A 26,267-nucleotide genomic window follows, 5' to 3' on the forward strand; every position below is an offset into this window, starting at 1 on the left:
CCCCTCTGAACATTCCACGCCGCCCGCCGACCAATGGCATCATATGGGCCTACGTCAGTCACCGATACGCCCCCATATCATGTCGAATCTCATCGTCCACGGCGGCACTCCGCTGCGCGGGGACATCAAGCCGTCCGCGAACAAGAACGCCGTCCTGCCGATTCTGTGCGCCACCCTGTTGACCGATCAGCCGCTGCGCCTCGTCGGCGTGCCGGACATCACCGATGTGCGCAAGATTCTCGACATCTTCCGCACGCTCGGCAGCGATGTGTCGGTCGACTTCACGACGGGCCTGCTCGAACTCCACCATCGCAACACGAAGTTCGATCCGGCCGTCCACCGCCTGCCCGAGGCGATGCGCTCGTCGATCATGCTAATTCCGCCGCTGCTCGCGCGCTTCGGCGTCGCGCGTCTCGAGAACGACGTGAAAGGCTGCACGCTCGGCGTACGCGAGATCGATCCGCACGTCGAGGTGTTCGAGCGTTTCGGCGCGCACATCGAGCGCACGTCCGATTCGCTGATCGTCCGCACCGACGGCCCGCTGACGGCCAACGATCACTGGTTCGACTACGCGTCGGTGACGACCACCGAAAACTTCGCGCTGTGTGCGACGACGGCGAGCGGCACGTCGACGCTGATGAACGCGGCGTCCGAGCCGCACGTGCAGGAGTTCTGCCAGTTCCTCGCGATGATCGGCGTCACGATCGAGGGCATCGGCACGTCGCGGCTCTGCGTGACGGGCGGCGGCAAGCTCGGCGGCGGCGAGTTCCGCTTCGCCGAGGATTTCCACGAGATCGCGACGTTCCTCGCGCTCGGCGCGATCACGGGCGGCGACATCACGGTGCGCAACTCGTCGCCCGAGCATTTCCCGCTGATCGACCGCACGTTCGCGAAGTTCGGCGTGAACGTCACGCACCGCGACGGCTGGTCGCGCGCGGAACGCGACGGCCCGCTGCGCGTGCGCCGGCCGTTCACGCAGAACATCCTGACCAAGGTCGAAGCCGCGCCGTGGCCGTACCTGCCGGTCGACCTGCTGCCGATCTTCATCGCACTCGGCGTGCGCGCGGAAGGTAGCGCGATGTTCTGGAACAAGGTCTACGACGGCGCGCTCGGCTGGTCCGGCGAACTGTCGAAGTTCGGCGCGCACGTGCTGCTGTCCGATCCGCACCGGCTGATCACGTTCGGCGGGCTGCAACTGACGCCGGCGCGCGTCGAGAGCCCGTACATCATCCGCGTCGCGATCGCGCTGCTGATGGTGGCCGCGAGCATCGAAGGCCGCTCGGAAATCATGAATGCGTTGCCGATCCGCCGCGCGCATCCGCACTTCGTCGAGAACCTGCGCTCGGTCGGCGCGAACGTCGAGTGGACGAGCAGCGAGTAAGGCGGGACCTTCCGCGGCATCCTCGCGCCGGCCGTGCGACTGCCCGGCTAGCGCGCCACCCGACGTGGCCGCGCAGCAGGCGAGCGGCGCGGCCACGCGGGTTATCCGGGTACGCTCAGCCCGCTTTGGGACGGGCGCCCATCGCGGCCAGCACGCCGATCTCCGCAATTTCCTGCCGCTGACCGGCGACCATCGACTGCGCAACCGCGCGGACCATCAAGCGGTGGCCGTATTCGCCGGCGAAGCGGGCCATCGCGAGCGCGCTCGCATGGTGCCGCAGCATCAGGCTCAGAAACAGCGCATCGAATCCGTCGCCGCTGCTGTGCATCAGCCGATCGAGCTCCGCGTTCGTCGCGAGCCCCGGCATCGCATTCCGGTTTGCGTGGCACTGGTCGATCAGGCGCTCGTATTCCTCGTCATAGCGTCGCGCGTTCCGGTAGGCGTCGACCATCCAGGCCATGTCAGTCCGCGGTGTGGTGCGAGGCGCCTGCCATAGCATCAGCCATCCCTGCATCTGGCCGATTTCGACGAGTTGCTCATGCAGGATGCGTTCGGCCAGTGCACGAACGTGAAGCGACCCCTTGTCGTACGCAAGTTGTGCCATCAGGACAGCCTGCTCATGATGCAGCGACATATCCTGGGCGAAGCCCACGTCGACCGGGCTTTCCGCGCTGGCGCTCCGGGCGTTGACGACGAGCACGGTTTCGCGCGCGTCCGTGGCCGGTTCGACCGCGGACGCGCGATGCAACGATCCGGTCAGCGCCGCGCCTGCCGCGATCAGGGCACACAGTGCGACCGGTACGAGTGCACCGTGCATTTTGACGCGAATCTGTTTCATGGCGCCCCCGAGACGTCAGCCAAAGATCGCCGCACGCACCGTCGACACGACCGAAAGCAGCCAGCCTGCCGGGCCCGCATTCGACGCCATCGCGCTCCGCACGTCCAACGACTGTACTGCGGCGCTGCCGGACGCTGCCCCGACCGGATACACCCCGTTGTTGAACTTGAGGACCATGAATCCGTTGTCCTGGCAGGTGACCCAAAGCTGGCCATTGACGAAACGCGGCGGCGACGAACACCAGTCCGTGGACAGATTCGCTCGCCCGCCGGTCAAGGTTCCGGCCAGGAGCTTGACCGGATCGACCACACCGCCATTGATCAACGGGTACTGGATCGGCAGCATCGCATGCTCCGAACCCGGCAAGGTGTTTCGGTCGCCGGGACGTGCCGGCGGATTGTAGTAGGCGATTTCCCTCGGATGCATCGGATCGACGATATTGAAGACGCGTATGCCCGACTGGAAATATCCGCACGCCAGCGCGGTCGGATTGGCGATCCGGTCGACGTTGCAATAGTGCACGTCGTACTGGAACGCACCATTGCCCGCACTGTCGGCCACAGCCGCCGAACGGTTCTGCGGAAGCTGAATCGCGAGGCGGAGGTGCGAAACGATTTGCGGCTGCTGCTCGTTCGTGATGTCGATAAAGCGCACGCCGCCGTTGTCGAGCTCGTCCGTAACAATCAGGTAATTGCGGCCGCCGTAGGTGACCGGAATCGTCTTCTGCGTGACCGAGCCGTCGGTCCAGTAAATCGCGCTGACCTGCCGAGCCACCGGCAGCGGAAGCCGGTTCTGGATGTCGCTGACGTCGACGATCGCGACGCCCGCGGGAAGCGCGCTTGTGAGATACATCCGGTTGCCGTCAGGGCTGAACGAGAAACCGTGATTGGTCACCAGCGTCGATCCGTTCAGGTAGATCGTTTTGGGCGCCGACGGATTGCTGACGTCGATGGCCGTCATGCTGCCCGGCACGAAACCGGTCGTCCAGTAGGTCCGCCCGTCCGGCGACCAGCCGCCTTCGTGCGCCGCATTCGCGAGCGGCGGCGTGTTGCTGCTCAACAGCATTCGATTGAGCAGTTTGGGATGCGCGCAATCCTTGACGTCGTACAAATCAAACATGCCGACGCCGATCAGAGGGCCGACGCCCGCGCCCGCCAGCATGGTGCCCTGGTCGTTCACCTTGAGCGTCTCCCAAGTGCCCGTGTACATCGCATTGGTGGTCAGATTGGTCGAGAACGCGGGATGCGCCGGATCGCTGACGTCGACCACCTGCAAGCCTTCGCGCGTCTTTTGAGGGATCCCGTACCACGACGTTGCCATGTATGCGCAGGTGCCGGTCGACGCGTTGACCCATGACGCGCCTTCGCCGCGATACTGGCCGACCAGCGCCATATTGCAGGTGTAGCCCTGCTGGTTGCGCCCGTTCTGCCGGTCGGCAAGCGGGACTTCCCCTTGCAGCGCGGTCTCGGGCGTGGAGCCTGCTCCGCAATGGGCAGCAGGGACTGCCGTTGTGCCATTGGTCGAGATGTCGTTTGCGGTGCCCGCCCAGGCGAGCGGGCCCATGAGGCTCGAAGCCATGCCCAGCAGAATCGCAAGCCAGCGAGAGGAACGGCGTGTGCTCCTTGTTCTCGTCACGATTGTCTCCGTTTAATTATGCATTGGTGTGCCAGGTCGATCTTTTATCAAGCACCGGGTCGCAATTCGGCCCACTTCTTCATTGGGGCCGACTCGGCGCCTCAGTACGTTAGGAAAGCAAACTGACTCGATTCTTACGCACGAAGCGGCGGCGGCATGACGCGGCGTCGGCTGCGGAGCGTAGCGAAATCGGATGAGAGGTCGGCGATCGGCGATCGCGGTGGGCGCCCGCAGGCATCAGGAACACGACGCCAGCGGCCGATGAGAGAGCGTATTCGGACTTGTCTGATTGATTCGGCGCCAGTCGCAAACGTAGGCGATCTCCCTTCCCGCACCGAGGCCGATCACGGCCGCCGAATCCGCGACCCGACGGGAAATGGCACTTCACATGAAACCCCGATTCACTCTGACGCAAATGCGGGACGTCTGGATCGACGCGTATCGTCATACGGATGTCGAACAGCTCGATTTCGTGGCGAGCCCGCATTTCTTCATCCAGCACGAGAATCGCGTCCGCACGAAGGCCCGGTTTCTGACGCGCATTCGCGTCCTGGCGGGCGACCATGCGTCGGCCGCCGCCCCGGGTGCGTATCGGGATGAAGTCAGACAGATCGTCGAGCGCGGACCATGGGCAACGATATCGGGTATCGCGTCCGTCAGGAGGGATGGGACGATCGACGCGCGTTTCGATTTTATTGAGCTCTGGTGCGTCCGCGATGCGCGATGGCGGATTGCGGCGCTGTGCTACGAACACCAGGAAATCGACGCGTATCGAGCGAGCTCATCGATTGGGCGTTGGTCGCGCACGGATTTGACGTCTCGCCCGCAAAAAACGGCCACGAAGGGCGCATCGAAAGCCGCTCCGCCCCCGTCAATTTGCGCGATAATCGCCCACTCCTGAGCGATCACCGCACCGCTTTCCGACGATGAAAAAGCCCGAACTCGACCGACGCGACTGGATTGCCGGCCTCGAAAAAGGCCTGATGATCCTGGAAGCCTTCGACAGCCAGCACGCACGCATGACGCCCACGCAGGCCGCCGCGCGCACCGGCCTCACGCGCACGGCCGCGCGGCGCTACCTGCTGACGCTCGAATCGCTCGGCTACGTGTACACCGACGGCAAGCTGTACGGCCTCACGCCACGCGTGCTGCGGGTCGGCTGGTCGTACTTCGATTCGGCACGCCTGCCGCGCACGGTTCAGCCCTATCTGCAGCAACTGAGCGCGTCGCTGAACGAATCGGCCTACGTGAGCGTGCTCGACGGATGGGAGCTGGTGTTCATCGCGCGCAACGGCGTGTCGCGCGTGATGACGACCGGCTTCGTGCTCGGCGCGCGCGTGCCGGCGCCGCTCACGTCGCCGGGCGTCGTGCTGCTCGCCCATCATCCCGATCGCGAAGCCGTGCGCGCGTGGCTCGACGACACCGAACTGCCGCCGTTCACGCCGCACACGATCACCAACAAGGCGCGCCTGCTCGAACAGGTCGACCACGCGCGCGACGCGGGTTTCGCGGCGATCGAACAGCAATTGCAGGTCGGCGTGCGCGGGATCGCGGTGCCGCTGAAGAACCGTCACGGCGACGTGGTCGCCGCGCTGAGCACGAACATGCCGATCGGCACGGAGACGACCGATGCCGCCGTGCGGCGCGTGCTGCCGCACCTGCAGGAAGCCGCGCTCGCGATGCTCAACGTGTTGTAGGAACCTGCGAAGACGGCGCATCCGCGCTGCGAAAGCAATTGCACCGCGTCAACTTCACCCTTACCCGATCCGCCACCACCGAGGCAGCAGATCGCGCACTTCGCGCCGCCGGTAACGGTCGTCGATCAGATGCACGACGCCTTCGTCGCGCTCGGTGCGGATCACGCGTCCGGCCGCCTGCACGACCTTCTGCAGCCCCGGATACAGGTACATGTAGTCGTAGCCGTTGCCGAAGCGCGCGTCCATCGCACGCCGCATCTGCTCGTTGACGTCGTTGACCTGCGGCAGCCCGAGCGTCGCGATGAATGCGCCGATCAGCCGCTCGCCGACCAGGTCCACGCCTTCCGAGAACGCGCCGCCCAGCACCGCGAAACCAACGCCGCGCCCGCCCGCATCGAAGCGCGCGAGAAACGCGTCGCGCTCGTTTTCGGCCATGCCGGGCGCCTGCGCCCACACGGGCACGTCCGGGTGGCGCGTCTGCATCAGCGCGACCACCCGCCCGAGATAGTCGAAGCTGCTCAGGAACCCGAGGTAGTTGCCGGGCCGTGTCGCGTACTGCGCGGCGATCAGGTCCGCGATCGGTTCGAGCGAACGGTCGCGGTCGCGCCAGCGTGTCGACACGTGGCTCGCGACGCGCACCGTCAGTTGCTCGGCGCGGAATGGCCCGTCGACGTCGAGCCAGCCCGTATCGCCGGGCAGCCCGAGTGTGTCGCGGTAGAAGTGGAACGGGCTCAGCGTGCCCGAGAACAGCACGGTCGCGCGCGCGGCTTCGTAGCGCGGCGCAAGAAAGGCGGCCGGGATCACGTTGCGCACGCACAGCGTCGACTGGACGCGGTGCCGGCGGCGAGCCGACGCGACGCCGTCGAGCGCCGGCTGGCGCGGCATCGGTTCGCCGTGCAGCGTCGCGTCGAAGATCGATGCGCTGTCGAATGCGTCGGCGAGCACGCCGAACTGGATCGCCTCGAAATGAAACCGCAGCAGCGCGTCGCCGTTCGCGCGCGGCGCGTCGGTCAGGTGTTCGCCGATCGCCGCGACGAGGTTCTGCACGGCCGACACGATCGGGCCCGGAACGTCCGGATACGCCGCATAGCGCTCGGCCTGCGCGCGATTGACCGTGCCCCACGCGCGGGAGAGCCGGTCGAAGGCCTTGCGCAGCGCGGCGGGCGCGGCTTCGCGCGCGGCCGCGAACGCGAACGGATCGAGCGACGCGCTGTACATCTTGCGCGCGCGGTCGAGCAGGTTGTGCGCCTCGTCGACGAGCACGCCGACGCGCCACTGGTTCTGCTGCGCGAGCGTGTGCAGCATCGCACTGCTGTCGTAGTAGTAGTTGTAGTCGCCGATCACCATGTCCGACCAGCGCGCGAGCTCCTGCGCGAGGTAGTACGGGCAGACGTCGTGCGCGAGCGCGGCAGCACGCACCGTGTCGCGATCGAGCAGCCCGGCGCCGATCGCCGCGTCGCGCGCTGCCGGCAGCCGGTCGTAGAAGCCTTGCGCGAGCGGGCACGATTCGCCGTGGCACGCTTTGTCCGGATGCTCGCACGCCTTGTCGCGCGCGACGAGCTCCAGCACACGCAGCGGCAGCGCGGGCGTGCCGGCGCCGAGCGTCGTCGCCGCTTCGAGCGCGAGCGCGCGGCCGGGTGTTTTCGCGGTCAGGAAGAACACGTGGTCGAGCTCGCCCTCGCCGCACGCCTTCAGCAGCGGGAACACGGTGCCGAGCGTCTTGCCGATGCCGGTCGGCGCCTGCGCCATTAGGCAACGCTCGTCGCGCGCGGCACGATAGACGGCGACTGCCAGCTCGCGCTGGCCGCTGCGGAACTGCCCGTGCGGAAACGCGAGCGCGCGCAGCGCGGTGTCGCGCGCGGCGCGATGGGCCGTCTCGCGTTCGGCCCAGCCGACGAAACACGTGCACTGCTCGGCGAAGAACGCCGCGAGCGTGCTCGCGTCCAGCGTTTCCGTCAGCACGGTCTCGCGCTCGGACACGATGTCGAAATACACGAGCGCGACGTCGATTTCGGCGAGACCGCGCGCGTCGCACATCAGGTGCGCGTAGATCTTCGCCTGCGCCCAGTGCAGCGCGCGGTGGTTGGCCGGCATCGCGTCGAGGCTGCCGCGATAGGTCTTGATTTCCTCGAGCCGGTTCGACACGGGATCGTAGCCGTCCGCGCGGCCGCGCACGGTGAGCGTGCCCCACGTGCCCGTCAGCGCGATCTCGGTTTCGTAACGCGCGCCGCGATTCGACGTGACCGCGCCGTGGCCGGCAATGCCTTCGAGCGCGGTCGGCGCGGGCGTGAAGCGCAGGTCGAGATCGCCGCGCCGCGCGGTGAACTCGCACATTGCCCGCACCGCGACGACGTAACTCATGCGGACAATCCCGCCGCTTCGGCCTGCGCGACGCCCGCGCCGGCCCACTCGACATCGACGACGCGCACCGGAATGCCATGCGCGACGCAGTACGCGAGCCAGCGCGTCTGGTTGTCCTGCAACCGGTCGCCGGGGCCCTTCACCTCGATCAGCTCATAGCGGCGCTCGCCGGGCCAGAAGCGCACGAGATCGGGCAGCCCAGAGCGGTTGCTGCGGATGTCCGCGAGCAGGCGCGTGAACCACAGCCGCAAGTGCTCGGGCGGCAGGCAGTCGAGCGCCTCGTCGAGCAGTTCGTCGGTCAGCACGCCCCAGAACACGAACGGCGACTGCAACCCCGCCTTCGTCGCGAAATGCCCGCGGATCGTGTCGCGGTATGTACCCGAATCGAGTTGCGCGAAGCATGCGGCGAACGCGTCCGCACGGCGCACAGCGAAATCGGGCGCATGCAGGTCGGCCGGGCCGCGCTGGAACGGGTGGAAGAACGCGCCGGGCACGGCCGCGAACACGGGCTCCCAGCACAGCAGCCCGAACAGCGAATTGATCAGCGTGTTCTCGACGTAGTGGACCGGCGAAGCCGGCTGCGCGAGGTGGTCGCGCACCGCGAACTCGACGCTGACGAATGCTTCGGGACGCGCAAGCACGAGCGTCTCGCGCGGCACGTCCGTCGCGGTGGCCGCGCGTTCGACGCGCTGGCCGAGGCGGCGCTGCAGGCGCGGCAGCATGCGCTCGACGCGCTGGCGCTCCTCGTCGCTCTCGAAGCCGCCGCGCGCATCGAGCGCCAGCGCGAGCGCGTCGTCGTCGCGCCCGCAGCGCTCGAGCACGCGGATGCGCCGATGGCGGCTGCCGGGCCACGCGCTGCGTGCGTACGCGTCGAGCGCGGCGGCCCAGTCGGCCCGGCGCTCGCACGTCTGCCCGAGGGCGAACAACAGCTTCGCGCGACGCGTCGCGAGCCACGGCTGCGCGCAGTCGACCGCATCGATCGCGCGCATCAGGTCGTCGAACGGCAGATCTTCCGGCCAAACGTCGAGCGCGTCGCGGCACATCTGCAGCGCGAGGTATGCGTCGACGTCGCCACGCTGCTGGAATGCGCGCGACGACGGCGCGATCGGCACGCTTTCGTACTGGAACACGCCGAGATCGGCGAGCACGAACTCGCTCCAGTCCTGATGGAGATTGCCGAAGAACATCAGGCGCAGCCGGTCGCACAGCGCGCCGACCGTCACGCGCAGCACGACGTCGCCGGCCTGTGCGCACCATGTGTCGAGCGGCTGTGCTACGTCGTGCGCGGGCCGCACCCGTTCGAGCCATTCGGGCTTGCGCTCGCCCGCATGCGCGGCGAGCGACGGGAAGATGCGCAGCAGATCGGCCTTGGTCGACAGCGCGAACAGTTCGTCGAGCGTCAGCGCGGGCGCCGGATCGACCCAGCCGAGTTCGACGAGCGGCGCGGCCGCATCGAGCGCGCAGCCGATTTCGTCATATACGAGCTTGCTGGCGCGGAAGTCGGACCCGTTGCGCATCAGCATCCGCACGAGGAGCGCACGCGACGCCTGCGGCAGCGTCGCGAAATGCCGGACGAACGCGTGCTCGTGCGCGTCGAACAGGTCGTCGTAACGCGCGCCGAGCCAGGCCAGCGCGCGTTCGAAATTGGTCAGGTAGTAAAACGCCGGGGGCGTCGGCGAAACAGGCGTCACGGAGTTTGATCACTGTACATTTGTACAGGTCGGAATCATATCAAATGTGACGCTGCCCGGCCCCGGTCAGAACTGGTAATTCACCGACATGTCGAACACGCCGTTGGTCGACTGCTGCGTGATCGGGCTGCGCGCCGCGCGGCCGACGAGCTGTTCGATCGCGCCGTCGATCGTGACGAACCAGTGCTTGTTCACGAACCAGGCCATCGTCACCCCCGCGCCGACCGACTTGAGCCCGGCTCCCGACGAATAGGCCGGCAGCCCCGAGCGCGCGGCGCCGCCCTGGTTCACGCCGAACCAGCTGTTCATGTAGCGCGAATCGGCGAACGACACGGTCGGCCCCGCGAACCAGAAGAAATGCTCGTTGCTGCCCGGCAGCGGCATGTACGCGGAGAAATCGCCGACCCAGCCGTTCGAGCCGCCGATGCTGCGCCGGATATCCGCACGCAGCACGAGCGGAAATTCCTTCGAGATCACGTAATCGGCCGCCAGTTTCATCACCGGTGCCGCGTTGATGTTGTCGAGGCCGTTCAGGTGCTCGGTATCGTCGGCCGAACGACGCCCGAGGTCGTAACCGACGGACAGGCTTACGCGCCAGTTCGGCCCGCGCAGTACGTTCGCGCCGAGCCCCTCGCCCGTCGACAGGAAGAACAGGTCGCGATAGCGGATGTCGAGATTCGGGCCGCCCAACACGCGATAACGGTCGGAGCCCGCATAGCGCGGCTGCAGCGTCATCGCGGCGCCCACGCTGATATCCCAGGTGGAAATGTTCGGGTCGTACAGTTTCTCGAGCGGCACGCCCGCCGAGTATTGCCACTCGCCGAGCGGCGAAGGCGTCTGGGCCGACGCGTCGCGGGCGCCGGCCGCGGCAAGCGCCGCGCAGGCCGACAGGCCGGATACGAACCGGCGTGCGCCGGGTGACAGCAACGGGCGAGCAACAGTCATCAAGGCGGTCTCCGTCGGTTGCGCGAAACGAACCTGAGGGAAAGCGCGTCGCGCCTCCTCGGCTGCAGCGGCCGGCAGCCTGCGGCGCGAACGTAGTGTGCGCTGAATTAACGGACATCCTACGCGACGCGCGCGCAGACGCAAAGCGCCCACTGTACGCGGGCACCTTGCCGCATCCCGGAACGAAGCGGTGAAGCGTGTTGGAATCAGAAGCGTTCGACATGATAGTCGCCGGCCAGCGCGGCCGCCCCGCGGGTCGGCGTCATCCGCGAGAAGCTGCGTGCGAGCGCGAACGGACGGACGGCGCACGTTGCGCGACGCGTGCCTGCTGCGCGCACTCGAGGCCGTATGGACGGTTTCGTTCCATTCGCGCGCTTCATCCTTGCGGTCGAACCTGCGCCGTTCGGGACGATAGACCGACGATTCGTCCTTCCCCGTGTCGAACCGATCACGCGCGCGGTCGAATTCGCCGCCGCAACCGTTCGCGTCGTAACGTATCCTTTCCGAAGATGGATGCATCACGATGTCCTCTCCGTTTCAGCGGCGCGCAGGCATCGAGCGGCCGATGCCGGGCAGGCACGGCGCTCGCGCGCTGCATCACCGACAAGGAGGTTCGACCATGAACGTTCAAGTCCCCGGCCGCCGCGACACCATGTTGCCGGCTGCCGGACTGTTCCGGCTCGCCACGTCGCGCCCGCCGTCCAAAGACAAGACCGAAGAACGAATCGACGAAGGGCTCGAGGAGTCGTTTCCGGCCAGCGACCCGCCCGCCGTCGGCGGCGCGACCCGTATCGACCCCGCCAAGCCGGCTGACAAGCACGAACGTCGCGCGCCGCACGTCCCGCCCGCGCCCCGCGATCAGGGCTGACGGCGGCACCCGGCTCGTGCTGCGTTTCATCGCGGCGACGCCGCGCCACTTCGACGGCAACGAGCCGCGCGCGGCGAAGGCGCTCGGGATCAGCCTGAAGACGCTCCGCAACCGGCTTGCGCCGATGCGCGACAGCGGCCGCTCCTGACCTGCGCGGCCGCGTCCTGCGCGAGTCGCGTCACGCGACCTTGAACCGCCCGACCGTGGTCGCCAGCGCGTTTGCCTGCGATTGCAGCGCGGTCGCGGCGGCGGTCGACTGTTCGACGAGCGCCGCGTTCTGCTGCACCATTTCGTCGAGCTGCGTGACCGCGCGATTCACCTCCTGGATGCCGCGCGTCTGCTCGTTCGCCGCGTGCGTGATCTCGGAGATGATCGTCGTCACGTTCGACACGTTGGAGACGATCTCGCGCATCGTGTCGCCGGCCTGGCGCACCTGCCCGGACCCGGCCGACACGCTCGCGACCGTCGATTCGACCAGCACCTTCACTTCGCGCGCCGCCTGCGCGCTGCGTTGCGCGAGGCTGCGCACTTCCTGCGCGACGACCGCGAAGCCGCGGCCCTGCTCGCCCGCGCGCGCCGCTTCGACGGCGGCGTTCAGCGCCAGGATGTTGGTCTGGAACGCGATACCGTCGATCACGCCGATGATGTCGCCGATCCGGCCCGACGCTTCCTCGATCTTCTCCATCGTCGCGACCACGTCCGACACGACCACGCCGCCGTGCGACGCGATCCGCGACGCGGCCGCCGCGCGTTCGTCGGCCTGGCCGGCCGCGGCGGCCGACTGGCCGACCGTCGCGGTGATCTCTTCCATCGACGCAGCCGTTTCCTCGAGGCTCGCCGCCGCCGATTCGGTGCGCGACGACAGGTCCTGGTTGCCTGCCGCGATCTCGTTCGCGGCCGTGCGCACCGATTCGCTCGCGTCGCGGATCTGGCGCATCACGTCGTTCAGCTTGTCGACAAAGCTGTTGAACGAGCGCGCGATGTCGGCGACTTCGTCGCGGCCGTCGACCGGCAGGCGCTGCGTCAGGTCGCCGGCGCCCGAGCCGATCGCGGCCATCGCCTGGCGCACCTGCGACAGGCGGCGGAACGCGGTCGCCGTGATCGCGCCGATGATCAGCGACGCGACGCCGACGATCACGACCAGCGTGATCAGCGACGCGGTCAGCAGCGAACGCATCCCGGCCGTCGCTTCGGTCTTGTCGAGCAGCACCAGCGCATACCAGTCGGTGCCCGGCACGGGCCGTGCGCGCACCAGCTTCGCGTCGCCGCCGACGCTCACCTCGACGGGCGCATTCGCGGCCGCGACCGACGCGGCCCCCATCGCGCCGAGCTCGGGCGACACGTCGGCGACCGCCTTCAGCGTGAGCTTCGGGTCCGGGTGCGCAACGATGTGGCCGCTGCTGTCGATCAACATCCCGAAGCTCGCGGGCGTCGGGCGGATCGATTTCACGTTGGCGATCACGCTGTCCATCGCGACGTCCGCGGCGACGACGCCCTTCAGCGCGCCGTCGCGCAGGATCGGCACCGCGAACGTGACCACGAGGTTGCCCGTGCCGGCGTCCACGTAAGGCGGCGTGACGACCGGTTTGCCGGCCTGCGCGGCCTGCTTGTACCACGGGCGGCCGGTCGGGTCGTAGTCGGGCGGAATGCCGGTCGGGTCGGAGAAGCGGAACGCCTTGTCGGCGTAGCCCGCGTAGACGTTCGTGAAGCCGCCGGCCGCGGCCATCTGCTTGAACACCGGCAGCGGATCGGGTGCCAGCGCGGCATCCTGCAGCGATGCGATCATCCGGCTCCGGGTGGCGACCCAGTCGGCGATCCCGACCACGTGGCCGCTCGCGACGGAGGTCAGGTTGCGGTCGATCGCGTCGTCGTTGTACGAGTGCGCAATGAAATAATTGATCAGCGTCGTGGCGACGAGCGCGAATACGACGATGGCGACGCACGCGGCAAGGATGCGGGCGCGGATGGACGAGAACATGGCAACGACTCGGTAAGGGAGCGCGAACGCCCGGTGGACGAATTCACCGGGTAAACGGCAATCGCGCCACTTACTTGAGGCCGTTGTGACAATTCAGTGAAACGTATGACGAAATACGCCGGCGACTGTCGGCGTATCGTCAGGATGGTTGCGCCCGGCTGACGCCCCGCGCGAAGGCTGCCGAGCGCGGCAACCTGCGTGCGGGAATCACCGGCGCTTCGGGTCGGCCGGCTCGCCGTCGGCCGCCTGCATGAAGGTCGAGCGGGATCCGGCCGCGGCCCGGCGACGGAACGGGTAACGCCCGCGGCGTCAGCCTTGGGGAGCGCCCGTCATAGACGATGGCTCGGGCGTGGATCGGATTCCGCGGGCGGCGCACCGGCCGACGTGTCGTTGTCGACGAGATCGCCCTGCTGGCGCATGCGTTCGCGCAGGTGCCGGATCGCGAACACGTGGATGTAGTCGTGCACGCGCGCGCCGGAAGACAACACGCGCACTTCGTCGTCGAGCATCGCGCGCAACTGATCCGCGCCGATCGCACGCTGTTCGGCGGCTTCCTTGAGTGAATCGAGCAAATTGTCCTTGGACATCGACGAACTCCTGACGGTCGAGGAACGAAAAGATGACGGTACCGGAAGCTTAAAGACTGGACGGCCGCGCGGCGTGCGATGCGCCCGCGTGTGTTTGCGCGCGATCAACGGCACGTTGCGTGCCGCCGTGCCGATCCGTCCCCGGACCGGCCGCGCATGGTTCGCGGCGTAAACTGCCCGCGAACGAGACTGGAAACCTTGCCACGCCACCCCGGGGCGCGGCACCGGCTGACGGGCGGGCGGTCGAACGCCGCGCGGTGCCGATGCAGAGGGGAACTTAGACTGGCCGAAATCATGCGTCAAGCGACGTCCGACGCACGCCGTTCATTCATCGGAACGAATGCGCCGGGTCGCCGCCGCACCCGCCGATCGGCCGCCGCGCGTGTCAGCGGATTCCGATACGCGCCGCGCAATACCTGACAGCGACTTCAGCGCGCGCCGCTTGGCAGCGCGCGATCGCCGCACGATACTGAGTACATGAACGAAACGTTCATACCGGGTCATCGCTCAGCCGGCCGTCGAGCCGGCATGCGGGGTCCGGCGCGGGAGACCAACCATGAAACATCGCAATTTTCCGGGCCGGGACGGCCAGCGGCGCGCGTCGGGCAACGCGCGTGCCCTGCCCGCCCGGGCCGCGTCGGACGGCAACCGCCCGGCCGACGATCTCGACACCTTGCTCGCGCTCGCACGCGAAGCCGGGCTGCTCGTCACGCTGGACGGGCAGATCGGCCGCGAAAAATACCAGAGCGTCGCGGGATCGCTACTCTCGCTGCAACGGTTTGCCGCCGCACTCCGCGCGCGGGCCGCGGCCGACGCGCCGGCCGTTTCGGAGCCTCGCCGCAAGGCGCGCCCCGGCTGGCCGCACGCGAACCGTCTGCGCAACCGCACGTGCAGTGTGTGCGCGCCGCTGCATGCGATGCGCCAACACCGGTGTGTCCGCCGCGGTGCCGCCCGTCGGCACGACCTGCGGTCGATTCTTCGCATCACCTGAGCGCGCAAGCAGCCGGCACGGCACGAGGCCGTGTCATGGCTGCATCCCGCACTCCCCTCTGCAACGCCTGCCGCGCACTGACGGCAGCGCCACACATGCCGCGACCGCGCGTCATCGCACGCCGCGCAACTCGGCGGCATGCACAACGATTCCCGCGAGGAAAGAAAGCCGACGGGGCCAAAAACATCAATGGGGAAAGCGGACGGGGTGACTTGCACCCCGCCCGTCCTCCAAGGCAGCCGGTGGCTGCCTACCCTCGTGCCAGAGAGTTCTCGGTCGGATGACGCACCATTCGATGCATGGCACGGCTCCGGAAGTGATGTGATCGATGCTCGTGCTCATGCGTGGCCGTCGTTACGCATGCTCGACAGACCAGCCGCATCGCCAGATGTTCCGTCAATGTCTCACGCGATAAACACGCCATTTCTGATGCAGGTCAACCCAAGCCCGCTTTGCGCTCGACACCGCGCGATTCATTCGTCCCCGCGCACGAGCAGCACCGGCACTTGCGCGAGGTGCGCAACGCGGCGCGCGACGCTGCCGATCAGCCAGGCGGCGAGACCGCGCCGGCCATGCGTGCCGACCACCAGCAGCTCCGCCCGCCAGTGCACGGCGTCGCGCATCAGCGCATGGGCCACGTCGTCGCTCGTCGGGCGGGTTTCGACGACGCCGCGCTTGGTCGGGTTCCCGGTCGCATGGAACAGCGGACCGATCTTCGCGAGCGCATCCTCGCCCTCCGCGCGGTACGCATCCTCGAGCGCGCGCACCGGCACGATATCGGTCAGACGAACCGCGCGATCGATCACGTACGCCGCGTACAGCAACGTCGTCGGCGCCGCGAAGCCGAGCCCGACGCGCACCGCGTGCAGCGAAGGCTCACTGCCGTCGACCGCGAACATCAGCCGCTGCAGCGTGCCGTCCGACGGTCGCGCATAGGTGGCCGGCACGATCAGCAGCGCACAGCGCGCACGCGTCGTCAGCGTGTCCGACACCGCGCCTTCGACAAGCCTCAGCAGCCCGTGATGCGGATTCGCGCCGACCATCAGCACGTCCGCGCGCCACGCCGCCGTGTCGTTCACCAGTGCATCGGCGACCGAACCGCCCGTGACCGACGTATCGACGATGGTCTGTTCGACTTCGATACCGCTGTCGGCGAACAGCGCCGCGATTCGCGCGTTGATGGCTTGCGCGTCTCCGATCATGTCCTCGCGTGCGGACGTCAGCAGCGCGTCGATGCGCGGGATGTCGGGCAGCACGAGGCGCGGATTGTCGATTGCGCAGACGATGCGCAATCGCATGCCGGGACGCAGCAGCGTGCGCGCGTAGCGCGCGGCGGACAGCGATTCGGGCGTCGGATCGACGGCCAGCGCGATCCGCGCGAGTGTCGGAATGGACTGGGCGGGCTGCATGGCGAAAGCCTCCGTGCGTGCGCGTCGTCGCGGAGCGACGACGGGAACTTCGCGCGGAAGCGGCGCGCGGCGGCCGGACAGCCGCCGCGGTCGCAGGGATCGGCGGGTAGCCACGCGAAGCGCGGACAAGGGATTTGTTCAGCATAGGACGTCCGGCCCGCGCGCGCATGATCGCGATCAACGATCGCGCAGCCCCTGCCCGCGCCGCTTACGACTTCGTCGGCACCGATGCCGCCGGCCGGTTCGCGTAGAACAGCGCATACGCGATGCCGAGCAGCACGATCCATACCGGCCCGATCACGAGCGCGATGCGCGTATCGGGCGTGAATGCCATCAGCACGACGACCAGCGCGAGAAAGCCGAGCGCGATATATGAACCGAGCGGATAGAACGGCACGCGGATCGGCAGGCGCGCGATCTTGTCGGCCGACAGCGTGCGGCGAAAGCGCATCTGCGCGATCAGGATCACGCACCACGTCCAGATCGCGCCGAACGTCGACACCGACGTGAGCCACGTGAACACGTGCTGCGGCGCGAGATAGTTGAGCAGCACGCCGATCAGCAGCAGCGCGACCGACACGATCACGCCGTACACCGGCACGCCATTGCGGTTCACGCGGCCGAGCTTGCCGGGCGCCTGGCCCTGCTGCGCGAGGTTGTAGAGCATCCGCGCGGTGCTGAACAGGCCGCTGTTGCATGACGACAGCGCCGCGGTCAGCACGACGAAGTTGATGATACCGGCGGCGGCCGGAATGCCGAGCCGCGAGAACGTCATCACGAACGGGCTGCCCTGCGTGCCGATCTGGTCCCACGGATAGAGCGACATGATCACGAACAGCGCGCCGATGTAGAAAATCAGCACGCGCCAGAACACCGAGTTCACGGCCTTCGTCAGCGATTTCTCCGGGTTGCGCGCCTCGCCGGCCGTGAGGCCGAGCATCTCGACGCCGAGATACGCGAACATCACGATCGGCAGCGCGTCGATCACGCCGCCGATGCCGTTCGGCATGAAGCCGCCGTGCGCCCACAGGTTCGAGATGCCGGTCGCGACACCGCCGTTGCCGATACCGAACGCGATCATCAGCCCGCCGCCGATGATCATCAGCACGATCGTGACGATCTTGATCAGCGCGAACCAGAACTCGAATTCACCGTACAGCTTGACCGCGATGAAGTTCACCGAGCCCATCGTCATGAGCGCCGCGAGCGCCCAGATCCAGTTCGGTATGCTCGGGAACCACATGTGCATGTAGACGCCGACCGCCGTGATTTCCGCCATGCAGGTGACGATCCATACGAACCAGTAGGTCCAGCCGGTCAGGTAGCCGGCGAGCGGGCCGAGGTAGTCGCGCGCGTAGCGGCTGAATGCGCCGGCGACCGGATTGGTGATCGCCATCTCGCCGAGCGCACGCATGATCAGGAAGATCGCGATGCCGCCCAGCAGGTAGGTCAGCAGGATGGCCGGGCCGGCCGTGCGGATCGCGGTGGCCGAGCCGAGGAACAGGCCGACGCCGATCGTCGCGCCGAGCGCCATCAGGTTGATGTGCCGCTCTTCCAGCCCGCGATGCAACTGGTCTTCTGGTTGTTTCAAGTTCGTCTCCTGGCAGCCGCACGCGGGCCGCCATCATTGTGTCGATGTCAATGCGCGACCGTTCATGCCGATACTGGCAGCCGAAAACGAAATAATCCCTGCCGTCGATTTCCAAATGAGAAACGACTCGGATACTGCGCCAATCCGATGGGAATCGCCGTGGATTATCCGTATTCTCCGGAACAATCCGGAAAACGGATCGGGCCTTTCACTGAATACGCCCGTGCGGCCCGTGCGACGCGGCTTTGCGCGAGACGGACGGCAACGGGATCAATCGTTTTCGGCACGAACGAATGCGCGTCGAATGTGTGCAATCAAGCACACGCAATATGCAGGCGGGATTATAAGAATGATCGGACGTTTCACGCCAGCCGATTTTCGCAAAAATCGTGGTGCGTGAAACGGATGGGGGAATTGAAATGCGCGCGACATCGCGCGCGCATTTATTTGGACAGTGTCGCGCGCACCGTATATTCGCCTTCGAGCGCCCCGTGTTCGGGACGCACGAAATAACGCGACGCATCGAGGTCGGCCGGCAGCGGCTCGACCGGGAAGCCATGCTTCTCCCAAGCATCGAGGCCGCCCTTCAGTGCCCGGATGTTGTGGATCATCTTCTTGCGCTGCATCTTCGCGATCAGGCGCTTCGCGGTCGCCTCGTTCGGGCACACGCAATAGACAACGATCGGCCGTTTCAGCATTTCCGGGTCGAGCAGGTCCGGCGAATCGAGATCGACCGGCACCGCGCCGGCGATCCGGTACGGCTCGCGCTCGCGAATCGCTTTCGGTCGTGCGTCGAAGATCAGCGGCGGCTCGTCCGACGTCATCATCTCGACCAGTTGCGGGGGCGAGATGCGTACCTGGGCGAGATAACGGCGGAACTGCACGCGGCGCACCCAGCGGTACAGCAGGAACGTGATGAAGATCGCGAGGAACGCGTCGAGGATCGTGCCGCCGCTCGCGCGCACCCAGAGCACGAACTGGACGATCTGGTCGTGAATGGCCGCGCCGCCGATCAGCCAGAACGCGGCCCACAGCGACGCGCCGGCCAGATCCCAGAACAGGAACACGCCGATGCCGATCGCGGTCGTGCCGAGCAGCGGCGCCGACACGAGGCCGAGGCCCGGCAGGAATTTGGACAGCACGAGCAACGGCGCACCGTATCTTTCGAATACGTTACGCGCGAAGCGCAGCGTCGTGTCGAGCGACAACGAGAAGCGCACGAGGCCGTTCAGCAGGCGACGGCCGCGCGTACGGCCCATGAAGAACCACAGTGAATCGGCGAGCATCGTCGCGCCGATCGCCGCCGCGAACATGCTGGTCCACGACGCCTGCCCCATTGCCGCCATCGTGCCGCCGAGAATCAGCATCGGCACGGCCGGCACCGGCACGCCGAGCTGCGTGATCAACACGCTCGCGAACACGGCCCAAGGGCCGAGCGACGATGGAATTGCAATCGGAAAGTGCCACACGGCGGCGCTCCTGGAAGACATGCGGGCCGTGCGACCGGGGGCGTCGAGACGGCTGCGCAACGGCCGCCGCGGCACGTCCGCGGCCGACCTTGTGCATGACGGGCATTCTAAACGGGTTTGGCCACAATCGCGCGGAACACCCGCCGCCCGCGCGGGCTTCGGGCCGCTCCTGCGCCGCAACCGCGCTCACGCGTCCGGACGCGGCGCGAGCTGTGCGACGTGTTCCGCGTAGTCGGGAAACGCGGCGGCCAGCGTGGCCGGATCCGCCAGTTCGAATTCCGCGAACTCGAACCCCGGCGCAACCGTGCAGCCGACGAGCGCGACGTGCTCCGGCAATGCGCAGCGCGCGCCGAACCAGCATCCGGCCGGCACGACCGCCTGGAACACGGTGCCCGGATGCGTAAGCGGGTTGCCGAGCCGGTGGATCGTCAGCCCGTCGCGTTCGTCGAGCACCCACACTTCGATCGGATCGCCCGCGTAGAAATGCCAGACCTCGTCGGAACGGATCCGGTGCCACGACGAATAAGCGCCGTTGCACAGCAGGTAGTAGATCGCGGTCGACGCGGCGCGCGGCGCGCCGTCGGCTGGCCGCACGACCGCATCGGTCGCGCGGTAGGTTTCGCGGAAATAGCCGCCCTCGGGGTGCGGCTGCAGATCGAACTGGCGAATCAGGTCGGCGGCGGAAATCGGCATGGCGGATGACGTCGGAGAGGTAAGGAACCGGGCATCCGGCATACACCCCGTTCATCGCGGATGCGACCGGGTACTGACGGATGCCGGGGCGTCGATCGCCGCGGCCATGCACGCGGCGAAGAAGCGGACACCGGTCGATGCTGCCAGAACTGCGTGTCGGGATGCAACCGCGGGTGCGCAAAAACGCCCATGCGGGCGCAGCATCCGGGGCGCCCTCGGCCCGACGGCGCATGCGTCGAACGCGACAAACGCATTCACGCGCGGTGCGCCGATCGGCGCGTCGCGCGTTTCATCACGCAGACATCTGGCGAGTGCGAACGGCAGTCCCCTGCCCGCGATCGCTGATGCGTCAGCGCCGCACCGCGTGCATCACGCGGCCGTCGGCGCGGCCGGCTCGTCGTGCCGCACCAGCAGCACGGGCCGGTCGGCCGCGCGCAGCAGCGATTCCGCGACGCTGCCGAGCAGCAGCCGGCGCAGCCCATGCCGCCCGCTCGTGCCCATCACGATCAGGTCGGCGTCGGCTTCGGCCGCCGTGCGCATCAGCACCGTGGCGACGTCCTCGCCGTATGCGTCGAGCGCGCGCACCGAGCCCTGCACGTGCTGCTGCTCGAGTACCGCTTTCGCGGCGTCGAGCACCGGCGTCGCGGCAGCGGTGGCAGCCGCATCGCCGTCGCGCTCGGCCGCGAAGCCCGCATCGACGTCGACAAGCTGCGGCCGGTGCTCGACAACGTACGCGCAAGTGACCTCGCCACCGGACGCCGCTGCGATCCGGATCGCCTCGTTCAGCGCGAGACGCGCGCTCGGGCTGCCGTCGAGCCCGACGAAAATCCGCTTGTACATGGTCCGTCCCTCCGACCGGACACGCGTCGCGCGTTGCGCAACGGCGGCCCGTTATCGCAAGCCGACCCGGTGCCGGCTTGCCTGCCGAACAGTCTGCCCCACGCGCCGACGCGCCTCTTGATACGCGTCAAGCGCGGCCGGCACGCCCGCTGCTCCGTGCCGTTTGCCGCATTTTCAGCTGACCCCATTACATAAAAAGTGTAAAACGCGCACAATTTCATCTTGAAAACAGACGTTGCACGCAGCCGGTGCGAGTTTTGCCCGGTTTTGCCGCGCTGCCCGAGTGCCAAGGGTAGCCCCGACAACCGAATGACCATCGAATGACCGCCAGTGGAACCCCGACGCGTGATGCCCGAGGGCCCACGCGCCTCCAGATCATGTTACGCCAGCCGCTCGCGGCCGGCGTCGTTGCGCTGTGCGCCGGCGCGGTGCTGTCGCTCGGCGTCGCCCTGCTGGTGCGCGAGCAGTGGCAAAGCGCCGTCCGTACGCGCTTCGAACGCCGCACGACGCACGTGACCGCGATGCTGCGCCACGAACTGCAGTCCGGCGTCGCCGTGCTCGAGGGCGCGCGCGGCGTGTTCAATCTCGTCCCGGAAATGACGTCCGAGCAATGGCGTCGTTATGCGGAGACGCTCGATCTCGACAGCGGCCGCTCGCCGGTCCGGCAGATCGGCTATGTCCCGCTGCCGCCCGCGACGCGCAGTGCCCTCGCCGGCGCGAGACCGATGCCGGCGGGCGCGTTCGCGGCCGCGACGCTCAACGCGCCTGCATCGAGTTCGTCGGTCGTGCGCTTCGGCGCGTCCGACGCGGCGCCGCTGGCGCGCGCGCTGCAGTCCGGCGACATCGCGCTCGGCGTCCACTCGGCCGACGACGATACATCCCGCGACGCGCGCACCCTCACGCTGTTCCTGCCGGTGACCACCTCGCCGCATGCGGCCGCCACGCCGTCCGGCACGCGCGAAGCCGGCGCCGACGGGATGCTGTTCGCGGCGCTGAGCCCGCGGCGCCTGGTCGAGCGCGCGCTCGACGCGGAACGCGGGATCGACCTGTGGGTGACCGCCGGCGGCGATCGGCACGCGATCGTCAGCGTCGAGACGACGACCGACGAGGCGTCGACGTCGCCCGACCTGTTGCGGCGCACCGAGGAACTGAATTTCGGCGGCACCGTGCTGACGCTCGCCTATTCCGCGGACGGCCGCCCGAGCGCGACCGGCGCGCAGCGCGCGGCCGGCACCGTGCTCGCCGCGGGGCTGATCGCGTCATTCGCGTTCGCGGCGCTCATCCATGCGCTCGTGCGCGGCCGGTCCGGCGCCGCGGCGGATGCCGGCGCGAGCAGTCGCGGCATCCTCAACGAGGCGCGGATGATGGGCATCATCCGTTCGTCGATGGAAGCGATCATCACGATCGACGAGAAGCAGACGGTCGTGATCTTCAATCCGATGGCCGAGCAGGTGTTCGGCGTGTCCGCGATGGAGGCGATCGGGGCGCCGCTGTCGCGCTTCATCCCCGAACGGTTCCGCGCCGCGCACGCGAAGCACGTCGACCAGTTCGGCGTGACGGGCGTTTCCGAGCGGCAGATGGGCCGCCAGCGCGTGCTGTTCGGGCTGCGCGCCAACGGCGAGGAATTTCCGATCGAGGCGTCGATCTCGCAGATCCGCGATGCGTCGGGCAAGCTCTACACGGTGATGCTGCGCGACATCACCGAGCGGCTGCGTGCCGAGAACGCGCTGAAGCAGTCGCGCGAGGAATTGCGCGAGCTGTCGGCGAACCTGCAGAACGTGCGCGAGGAAGAAAAGACCCGCATCGCGCGCGAACTGCATGACGATCTCGGCCAGCAACTGACCGCGCTGAAGATGGACCTGTCGGTCGTCGAGCAGCAGCTGCGCGTGCCCAGCCGCGCGCAACCCGACGAGGGCATGCAGTCGCACCTGCAAGGCATGCGGCGGCTGATCGACGCGACGGTCGCATCGGTGCGACGCATCGCGGCCGACCTGCGGCCCGTGATGCTCGACGATCTCGGCCTCGTGCCCGCGATCGAATGGCTCGCGAACGATTTCACGAACCGCTACGGGATCGATGTCGAGCGTCACATCGAAACCGGCGGCCTCACCTTCACCAGCGCGGGCGCAACCACGCTGTTCCGCATCGTCCAGGAAGCGCTGACGAACGTCGCGCGTCATGCGGATGCGACGCGCGTCGCGCTGCGGCTCGACGTCGAGGAAGGCTTCTGCGTGTTGCGCGTCGCGGACAACGGCCGCGGCGCGGCGCCTGGCGGTCCGGCCCACGAGGACAAATCGTTCGGCCTGATCGGCATTCGCGAACGCGCACACATGCTGGGCGGCACCGTGACGATTGACACCGCGCTCGCGCGCGGTTTCTCGATTACCGTGTCATTTCCGCTCAGTACCGTTCAACAGGAATCGCTTATCTCATGATCAAGGTGCTCATCGCCGACGACCATACGCTCGTGCGTGACGGTCTGCGGCACATCCTCCAGAACGCCACCGGATTCGAGGTGGCCGGAGAAGCCTGCGACGGCCCGTCGACGATTGCGCTCGTGCGTTCGACGCCCGCGCAGGTGCTCGTGCTCGACCTGTCGATGCCGGGCCGCAACGGCGTCGAACTGATCAAGCAGATCAAGGACGAGAAACCCGCGCTGCGCGTGCTCGTGCTGACGATGCACGCGGAACAGCAATACGCGGTGCGCGCGTTCCGTGCGGGTGCGTCGGGCTATCTGACGAAGGAAAGCGCGAGCGCCGAGTTGGTCGGCGCGGTGACCAAGGTGGCATCGGGCGGCGTCTACGTGAGCCTCGCGATGGCCGAGCAGTTCGCGCAGAGCCTGAACGAGCCGGCCGAGACGTTGCCGCACCAGCGGCTGTCCGACCGCGAATTCGACGTGTTCCGGCGGATCGCCGCCGGCCAGACGCTGACCGAGATCGCGCAGGCGCTGTGCGTGAGCGCGAAAACAGTCAGCACCTACAAGACGCGGATCCTGGAAAAGATGCAGATGCCGCACGAAGCGGCACTGGTGCGTTACGCGATGCGGCACAAGCTGCTCGACGAAACGGACGACGTGTAACGGACGACGTCCGGCCGCAGCATGCGGCCGGTTGCACCGTGCGCGACCTTTACTTGGCAGGCACCGGGCACGCGAGGTCGCCTTCCTCGCAGGACAGATAGCCCTTCAGCGTTTCGGTGCGCGCCTTCGTCAGATCGTCGAGGCAGGTCGACACGACCATCGGATACACGCTGCCGCCCTCGGCGTTCGCGCTGGAGAAATTGCATTCGGCATCGCGGTACGCGATCCACGCGCGCTGCGCATTCACCAGTTTGTCGGCAAGCGGGCGTACATCATGCAGGCGCGCGGTGACGGCCTGGTAGGTCCGGTTCAACTCCCCGTCGGATTTCTTGTACGCGCGGTCGGCACACACCGTCATCGCCGCCTGATCCGTCGCGTCCGCACAATTCGTCTGCGCATGGGCGACGTTCGCCGCCAGTGCCAGCGAGCACAGCAGACCGGTCAAGACACGCATGGATGCTCCTTGTTGTTCGTTGAGGTCGTGGAACCCGGTGCGGAGCCTGACGCCCCTTCCGCGCCTCGGCGCGCGGCGACACCGTCCGCGATGCTAGCGCACGCGCGTTCGCTTGTCAGCCGGCATCAAGCGCGCGCCGGCTTGCATATCGTTCACGCGCGCCTACACTGGAAAATCGATACGCCGCTTCAGGCCCGCGCTATCGCATCCATCCCGTCTCCGCTTCCGCGCTTTCTTCAGCGCATTTCGCGTTCGTGCCGCCGAGCGGGCATGACGTTTCGTCAGCCGGTTTCCTCTGCCCTTCGCAACGCGCAATCGCCGTCGCTCCCTGGAGGAAATCATGAGCTATCACCTGGAAGGCCGTCTGCTCGAGGTCTGCAACTGTCGCGTACTGTGCCCGTGCTGGATCGGCGAGGATCCGGATTTCGGCGTGTGCGACACCATCGTCGCATGGCATGTGGACAAGGGCACGGTCGACGGCGTCGACGTCGGCGGCAACACGATCGCCGCGGTGTGTCGTGTGCCGGGCAATATCCTGCAAGGCAACTGGACGGCCGCGATTTTTGTCAGCGACACGGCGTCCGAAGCGCAGGAGCAGGCGCTGCTCAAGGTCTATACGGGGCAAGCCGGCGGCCCGATCGCCGAGCTCGCGAAACTGATCGGTACGGTCGTGTCGATCGAGCGCGCACCGATCAGGTTCGACGTCGAGGGTGCACGCGGCACACTGTCGATCGGCACCGACTACCACGCGGAACTCGAGCCGTACCTCGGCCCGAGCGGTGCACAGACCACGCTGACCGACACCGTGTTCTCGACCGTGCCCGGCGCCCCCGTATTCGTCGGCAAAGCCCCCGTCTATCGGTCGAAGAATGCGGCGATCGGCATCGACGTCGATCTGAAGAATCACAACGCGTTGCAGAGCACGTTCCTGTTCGACGCGTGAATCGCGGTCGCACGGCAACAGCCATGGCAGCGTCGCTGCACCGGCGCCTGTTTCCGGTTGTGCTCACGAGCCTCGTTGCATTCGCGTGGGTCACGTTGTGGGCGTGGACGCGCAGTCCGTACGGGCGTTATCTCGAGCACGGCGACGGCGACGCCTCCGCACCGTTCAGCGTGCTTTGTCGCGCGCTGCCGGGCGGCGCGTTATGGCTGCCGGCCGTGCTCGACGCGGCCGCCTGGACGCTGATGATCCTGGCAATGATGCTGCCGACGACGCTGTTGCTGTTCGACGCGTTCGCGCGCGTCGTCGCGAGCCGCCCCGACCAGACGCGCCTGCTCGCGCTCGTCGGCGTCGGCTACGTCGCCGCGTGGAGCGGCTTCGGCCTCGTCGCGCACGGCCTGCATGCCCTTGTGCTGACAGGCGTTGCGCACGTACCCGCACTCGCGTGGCGCGGCTGGTTGATCGGCGCGGCCGTGTTCGCGCTCGCCGGCGCATTTCAGTTCAGCCGTCTGAAGGAACGCTGCCTGGATCGTTGCCGCACCCCTTTCAGTTTCGTGATCAGCCACTGGCGCGGTCGCGCGCCGCTGCGGCACGCGTTCGCGCTGGGCGCAAGCCACGGGCTCTTCTGCGTCGGGTGCTGCTGGGCGCTGATGCTGCTGATGTTCGTCATCGGCGCCGGCAGTCTCGGCTGGATGCTGTCGCTTGCCGCGCTGATGGCCCTTGAGAAGAACGCGACGTGGGGACGGCAACTCACGGCGCCGCTCGGCGCCGCGCTGTTCGGTGCGGCCGTGCTGATCGTCGCGAACCACGCATGAGGCCC

23 protein-coding genes and 1 pseudogene are annotated in these 26,267 nt (G+C 67.6%); 11 read left to right on the forward strand and 13 right to left on the reverse strand.

The window, feature by feature from the left end; all coding sequences use genetic code 11:
- Window positions 1-79: 79 nt before the first annotated feature.
- Window positions 80-1,381: a UDP-N-acetylglucosamine 1-carboxyvinyltransferase gene (locus VL15_RS07545; protein WP_048244509.1), complete on the forward strand. Its 1,302-nt coding sequence runs from the start codon at window positions 80-82 to the stop codon at window positions 1,379-1,381.
- A 115-nt stretch (window positions 1,382-1,496) separates the two neighbouring features.
- Here the strand turns inward: VL15_RS07545 and VL15_RS07550 are convergent, their stop codons facing one another.
- Entirely contained in the window at window positions 1,497-2,129 is a 633-nt protein-coding gene (locus tag VL15_RS07550; RefSeq protein ID WP_196319555.1) for a DUF305 domain-containing protein, read from the reverse strand.
- Window positions 2,130-2,234: 105 nt separating this feature from the next.
- A complete protein-coding gene (locus VL15_RS07555) occupies window positions 2,235-3,797 on the reverse strand; it encodes an LVIVD repeat-containing protein (protein WP_155420145.1) in 1,563 nt (520 codons plus the stop codon).
- 445 nt (window positions 3,798-4,242) lie between these two features.
- On the opposite strand from VL15_RS07555, the gene VL15_RS07560 reads away from it, so the two are divergent.
- Both VL15_RS07560 and VL15_RS07565 read left to right on the forward strand, forming a co-directional pair.
- A complete protein-coding gene (locus tag VL15_RS07560) occupies window positions 4,243-4,755 on the forward strand; it encodes a nuclear transport factor 2 family protein (protein ID WP_196319556.1) in 513 nt (170 codons plus the stop codon).
- A gap of 25 nt (window positions 4,756-4,780) precedes the next feature.
- Window positions 4,781-5,551: an IclR family transcriptional regulator domain-containing protein gene (locus tag VL15_RS07565; RefSeq protein WP_048244511.1), complete on the forward strand. Its 771-nt coding sequence runs from the start codon at window positions 4,781-4,783 to the stop codon at window positions 5,549-5,551.
- 60 nt (window positions 5,552-5,611) lie between these two features.
- On the opposite strand, the gene VL15_RS07570 is transcribed toward VL15_RS07565, so the two are convergent.
- The 3 genes from VL15_RS07570 to VL15_RS07580 all read right to left on the reverse strand — a co-directional run bounded on the left by VL15_RS07570 (window position 5,612) and on the right by VL15_RS07580 (window position 10,548).
- A complete protein-coding gene (locus VL15_RS07570; protein ID WP_048244514.1) occupies window positions 5,612-7,912 on the reverse strand; it encodes an ATP-dependent DNA helicase in 2,301 nt (766 codons plus the stop codon).
- Complete coding sequence (locus tag VL15_RS07575) at window positions 7,909-9,603, reverse strand: VRR-NUC domain-containing protein (protein ID WP_048244516.1); 1,695 nt, start codon at window positions 9,601-9,603, stop codon at window positions 7,909-7,911. Before VL15_RS07575 ends, VL15_RS07570 begins: the two co-directional genes overlap by 4 nt.
- A 66-nt stretch (window positions 9,604-9,669) precedes the next feature.
- A complete protein-coding gene (locus tag VL15_RS07580) occupies window positions 9,670-10,548 on the reverse strand; it encodes a MipA/OmpV family protein (RefSeq protein WP_048244518.1) in 879 nt (292 codons plus the stop codon).
- Window positions 10,549-11,167: 619 nt separating this feature from the next.
- Here VL15_RS07580 and VL15_RS07585 point away from each other — a divergent pair.
- Window positions 11,168-11,416: a hypothetical protein gene (locus VL15_RS07585; RefSeq protein ID WP_048244520.1), complete on the forward strand. Its 249-nt coding sequence runs from the start codon at window positions 11,168-11,170 to the stop codon at window positions 11,414-11,416.
- A 22-nt stretch (window positions 11,417-11,438) separates the two neighbouring features.
- Window positions 11,439-11,564 (forward strand): annotated as a pseudogene (locus VL15_RS39715) (helix-turn-helix domain-containing protein); the annotation flags it as partial.
- Window positions 11,565-11,594: 30 nt separating this feature from the next.
- On the opposite strand, the gene VL15_RS07590 reads toward VL15_RS39715, so the two are convergent.
- Together VL15_RS07590 and VL15_RS07595 are read right to left on the reverse strand one after the other, a co-directional pair.
- A complete protein-coding gene (locus VL15_RS07590) occupies window positions 11,595-13,394 on the reverse strand; it encodes a methyl-accepting chemotaxis protein (RefSeq protein ID WP_048244522.1) in 1,800 nt (599 codons plus the stop codon).
- Window positions 13,395-13,723: 329 nt separating this feature from the next.
- Window positions 13,724-13,981, reverse strand: a complete 258-nt coding sequence (locus VL15_RS07595; RefSeq protein WP_048244524.1) for a DUF3562 domain-containing protein — start codon at window positions 13,979-13,981, stop codon at window positions 13,724-13,726.
- Here VL15_RS07595 and VL15_RS41775 point away from each other — a divergent pair.
- Together VL15_RS41775 and VL15_RS07600 are read left to right on the forward strand one after the other, a co-directional pair.
- Window positions 13,974-14,153, forward strand: coding sequence for a hypothetical protein (locus VL15_RS41775; RefSeq protein ID WP_155420146.1), 180 nt, complete (start codon window positions 13,974-13,976; stop codon window positions 14,151-14,153). The genes VL15_RS07595 and VL15_RS41775 overlap by 8 nt on opposite strands.
- A gap of 384 nt (window positions 14,154-14,537) precedes the next feature.
- Window positions 14,538-14,972, forward strand: a complete 435-nt coding sequence (locus VL15_RS07600; RefSeq protein WP_048244526.1) for a hypothetical protein — start codon at window positions 14,538-14,540, stop codon at window positions 14,970-14,972.
- A 473-nt stretch (window positions 14,973-15,445) separates the two neighbouring features.
- Here VL15_RS07600 and VL15_RS07605 read toward each other — a convergent pair whose 3' ends face one another.
- From VL15_RS07605 to VL15_RS07625, 5 genes are all read right to left on the reverse strand, one after another.
- Entirely contained in the window at window positions 15,446-16,381 is a 936-nt protein-coding gene (locus VL15_RS07605) for a universal stress protein (RefSeq protein WP_048244528.1), read from the reverse strand.
- 208 nt (window positions 16,382-16,589) lie between these two features.
- Window positions 16,590-17,972 carry an amino acid permease gene (locus VL15_RS07610; protein WP_048244530.1) on the reverse strand — a complete coding sequence of 461 codons (1,383 nt, stop codon included), beginning with the start codon at window positions 17,970-17,972 and terminating at the stop codon, window positions 16,590-16,592.
- A gap of 443 nt (window positions 17,973-18,415) precedes the next feature.
- Complete coding sequence (locus tag VL15_RS07615) at window positions 18,416-19,441, reverse strand: DedA family protein/thiosulfate sulfurtransferase GlpE (RefSeq protein ID WP_048244532.1); 1,026 nt, start codon at window positions 19,439-19,441, stop codon at window positions 18,416-18,418.
- A gap of 186 nt (window positions 19,442-19,627) precedes the next feature.
- Window positions 19,628-20,134, reverse strand: coding sequence for a cupin domain-containing protein (locus VL15_RS07620; protein ID WP_048244535.1), 507 nt, complete (start codon window positions 20,132-20,134; stop codon window positions 19,628-19,630).
- A gap of 369 nt (window positions 20,135-20,503) precedes the next feature.
- The gene (locus VL15_RS07625) at window positions 20,504-20,974 is read right to left on the reverse strand and encodes a universal stress protein (protein WP_048244536.1); all 471 of its coding nucleotides are present in this window, start codon (window positions 20,972-20,974) and stop codon (window positions 20,504-20,506) included.
- Between the two features lie 320 nt (window positions 20,975-21,294).
- Here VL15_RS07625 and VL15_RS07630 point away from each other — a divergent pair, with 320 nt between their 5' ends.
- Window positions 21,295-23,409, forward strand: coding sequence for a PAS domain S-box protein (locus tag VL15_RS07630; RefSeq protein WP_048244538.1), 2,115 nt, complete (start codon window positions 21,295-21,297; stop codon window positions 23,407-23,409).
- Complete coding sequence (locus VL15_RS07635) at window positions 23,406-24,053, forward strand: response regulator transcription factor (protein WP_006755659.1); 648 nt, start codon at window positions 23,406-23,408, stop codon at window positions 24,051-24,053. The genes VL15_RS07630 and VL15_RS07635 overlap by 4 nt, the downstream gene beginning before the upstream one ends.
- 49 nt (window positions 24,054-24,102) lie before the next feature.
- Here the strand turns inward: VL15_RS07635 and VL15_RS07640 are convergent, their stop codons facing one another.
- Window positions 24,103-24,507, reverse strand: a complete 405-nt coding sequence (locus VL15_RS07640) for a lysozyme inhibitor LprI family protein (protein WP_048244540.1) — start codon at window positions 24,505-24,507, stop codon at window positions 24,103-24,105.
- Window positions 24,508-24,847: 340 nt separating this feature from the next.
- Here VL15_RS07640 and VL15_RS07645 point away from each other — a divergent pair, with 340 nt between their 5' ends.
- Together VL15_RS07645 and VL15_RS07650 are read left to right on the forward strand one after the other, a co-directional pair.
- The gene (locus VL15_RS07645) at window positions 24,848-25,450 is read left to right on the forward strand and encodes a DUF1326 domain-containing protein (RefSeq protein WP_048244541.1); all 603 of its coding nucleotides are present in this window, start codon (window positions 24,848-24,850) and stop codon (window positions 25,448-25,450) included.
- A 23-nt stretch (window positions 25,451-25,473) separates the two neighbouring features.
- On the forward strand, window positions 25,474-26,262 hold the full coding sequence (locus VL15_RS07650) for a DUF2182 domain-containing protein (protein ID WP_048244543.1): 789 nt from the start codon (window positions 25,474-25,476) through the stop codon (window positions 26,260-26,262).
- The last annotated feature ends 5 nt before the right edge of the window (window positions 26,263-26,267 follow it).

The organism is Burkholderia cepacia, from assembly GCF_001039005.1.
Taxonomy (GTDB): domain Bacteria; phylum Pseudomonadota; class Gammaproteobacteria; order Burkholderiales; family Burkholderiaceae; genus Burkholderia; species Burkholderia theae.

What these genes read in the sequence shown, in the direction of transcription:
- VL15_RS07545 (WP_048244509.1), top strand. Translation starts at nt 80, where the DNA reads ATGTCGAATCTCATCGTCCACGGCGGCACTCCGCTGCGCGGGGACATC.
- VL15_RS07555 (WP_155420145.1), bottom strand. Translation starts at nt 3,797, where the DNA reads ATGGCTTCGAGCCTCATGGGCCCGCTCGCCTGGGCGGGCACCGCAAAC.
- VL15_RS07560 (WP_196319556.1), top strand. Translation starts at nt 4,243, where the DNA reads ATGAAACCCCGATTCACTCTGACGCAAATGCGGGACGTCTGGATCGAC.
- VL15_RS07565 (WP_048244511.1), top strand. Translation starts at nt 4,781, where the DNA reads ATGAAAAAGCCCGAACTCGACCGACGCGACTGGATTGCCGGCCTCGAA.
- VL15_RS07570 (WP_048244514.1), bottom strand. Translation starts at nt 7,912, where the DNA reads ATGAGTTACGTCGTCGCGGTGCGGGCAATGTGCGAGTTCACCGCGCGG.
- VL15_RS07580 (WP_048244518.1), bottom strand. Translation starts at nt 10,548, where the DNA reads ATGACTGTTGCTCGCCCGTTGCTGTCACCCGGCGCACGCCGGTTCGTA.
- VL15_RS07585 (WP_048244520.1), top strand. Translation starts at nt 11,168, where the DNA reads ATGAACGTTCAAGTCCCCGGCCGCCGCGACACCATGTTGCCGGCTGCC.
- VL15_RS07590 (WP_048244522.1), bottom strand. Translation starts at nt 13,394, where the DNA reads ATGTTCTCGTCCATCCGCGCCCGCATCCTTGCCGCGTGCGTCGCCATC.
- VL15_RS07595 (WP_048244524.1), bottom strand. Translation starts at nt 13,981, where the DNA reads ATGTCCAAGGACAATTTGCTCGATTCACTCAAGGAAGCCGCCGAACAG.
- VL15_RS07600 (WP_048244526.1), top strand. Translation starts at nt 14,538, where the DNA reads ATGAAACATCGCAATTTTCCGGGCCGGGACGGCCAGCGGCGCGCGTCG.
- VL15_RS07605 (WP_048244528.1), bottom strand. Translation starts at nt 16,381, where the DNA reads ATGCAGCCCGCCCAGTCCATTCCGACACTCGCGCGGATCGCGCTGGCC.
- VL15_RS07620 (WP_048244535.1), bottom strand. Translation starts at nt 20,134, where the DNA reads ATGCCGATTTCCGCCGCCGACCTGATTCGCCAGTTCGATCTGCAGCCG.
- VL15_RS07625 (WP_048244536.1), bottom strand. Translation starts at nt 20,974, where the DNA reads ATGTACAAGCGGATTTTCGTCGGGCTCGACGGCAGCCCGAGCGCGCGT.
- VL15_RS07630 (WP_048244538.1), top strand. Translation starts at nt 21,295, where the DNA reads ATGACCGCCAGTGGAACCCCGACGCGTGATGCCCGAGGGCCCACGCGC.
- VL15_RS07635 (WP_006755659.1), top strand. Translation starts at nt 23,406, where the DNA reads ATGATCAAGGTGCTCATCGCCGACGACCATACGCTCGTGCGTGACGGT.
- VL15_RS07640 (WP_048244540.1), bottom strand. Translation starts at nt 24,507, where the DNA reads ATGCGTGTCTTGACCGGTCTGCTGTGCTCGCTGGCACTGGCGGCGAAC.
- VL15_RS07645 (WP_048244541.1), top strand. Translation starts at nt 24,848, where the DNA reads ATGAGCTATCACCTGGAAGGCCGTCTGCTCGAGGTCTGCAACTGTCGC.
- VL15_RS07650 (WP_048244543.1), top strand. Translation starts at nt 25,474, where the DNA reads ATGGCAGCGTCGCTGCACCGGCGCCTGTTTCCGGTTGTGCTCACGAGC.